Source organism: Janthinobacterium sp. SUN211 (genome assembly GCF_030587315.1).
GTDB classification, from domain to species: Bacteria; Pseudomonadota; Gammaproteobacteria; order Burkholderiales; family Burkholderiaceae_D; genus Janthinobacterium; species Janthinobacterium kumbetense.
Genome location: NZ_JAPWIC010000021.1, coordinates 1,437 through 2,854, shown reverse-complemented (window position 1 = coordinate 2,854; position 1,418 = coordinate 1,437). Strand labels below are relative to the sequence as shown.

The 1,418-nt window shown below is 51.2% G+C and carries 1 rRNA gene (only partly in view); it reads right to left on the bottom strand.

Annotated elements, in window-relative coordinates:
• Positions 1 to 71 precede the first annotated feature (71 nt).
• Positions 72 to 1,418: ribosomal RNA gene (locus O3301_RS28525) — 23S ribosomal RNA — on the bottom strand; its annotated part runs 1,436 nt beyond the window's last position; the annotation flags it as partial.

Below are 1,418 nucleotides of genomic sequence, written 5' to 3'. Positions count from 1 at the left end.
GGGTAATGACTGGTTGTATCAACACACACGCAACGTTGTACCGTCTTATCCTCTGTACCTGCTAAGGTTATAGGGACAAGCCGTACGGGCAATTAGTACTGGTTAGCTTAATGCATTACTGCACTTCCACACCCAGCCTATCAACGTCCTGGTCTCGAACGACCCTTCAAAGAGCTCAAGGCTCTGGGAAATCTCATCTCAAGGCAAGTTTCCCGCTTAGATGCTTTCAGCGGTTATCTCTTCCGAACTTAGCTACCCGGCAATGCCACTGGCGTGACAACCGGTACACCAGAGGTTCGTCCACTCCGGTCCTCTCGTACTAGGAGCAGCCCCCTTCAAATTTCCAACGCCCACGGCAGATAGGGACCAAACTGTCTCACGACGTTTTAAACCCAGCTCACGTACCACTTTAAATGGCGAACAGCCATACCCTTGGGACCGGCTACAGCCCCAGGATGTGATGAGCCGACATCGAGGTGCCAAACTCCCCCGTCGATATGAACTCTTGGGAGGAATCAGCCTGTTATCCCCAGAGTACCTTTTATCCGTTGAGCGATGGCCCTTCCATACAGAACCACCGGATCACTATGTCCTACTTTCGTACCTGCTCGACTTGTCAGTCTCGCAGTTAAGCACGCTTATGCCATTGCACTATCAACACGATGTCCGACCGTATCTAGCGTACCTTCGAACTCCTCCGTTACACTTTAGGAGGAGACCGCCCCAGTCAAACTGCCTACCATGCACTGTCCCCGATCCGGATAACGGACCAAGGTTAGAACCTCAAACAAACCAGGGTGGTATTTCAAGGTTGGCTCCACGAGAACTAGCGTCCCCGCTTCAAAGCCTCCCACCTATCCTACACAGATTGGTTCAAAGTCCAATGCAAAGCTACAGTAAAGGTTCATGGGGTCTTTCCGTCTAGCCGCGGGTAGATTGCATCATCACAAACATTTCAACTTCGCTGAGTCTCGGGAGGAGACAGTGTGGCCATCGTTACGCCATTCGTGCAGGTCGGAACTTACCCGACAAGGAATTTCGCTACCTTAGGACCGTTATAGTTACGGCCGCCGTTTACTGGGACTTCAATCAAGAGCTTGCACCCCATCATTTAATCTTCCAGCACCGGGCAGGCGTCACACCCTATACGTCCACTTTCGTGTTTGCAGAGTGCTGTGTTTTTATTAAACAGTCGCAGCCACCAGTTTATTGCAACCCTTTCACCCTCATGGAGTAAACCAATCAAGCTACCGGGGCGTACCTTTTCCCGAAGTTACGGTACCAATTTGCCGAGTTCCTTCTCCCGAGTTCTCTCAAGCGCCTTAGAATACTCATCTCGCCCACCTGTGTCGGTTTGCGGTACGGTCTCGTATGACTGAAGCTTAGAGGCTTTTCTTGGAACCACTTCCGATTGCTTC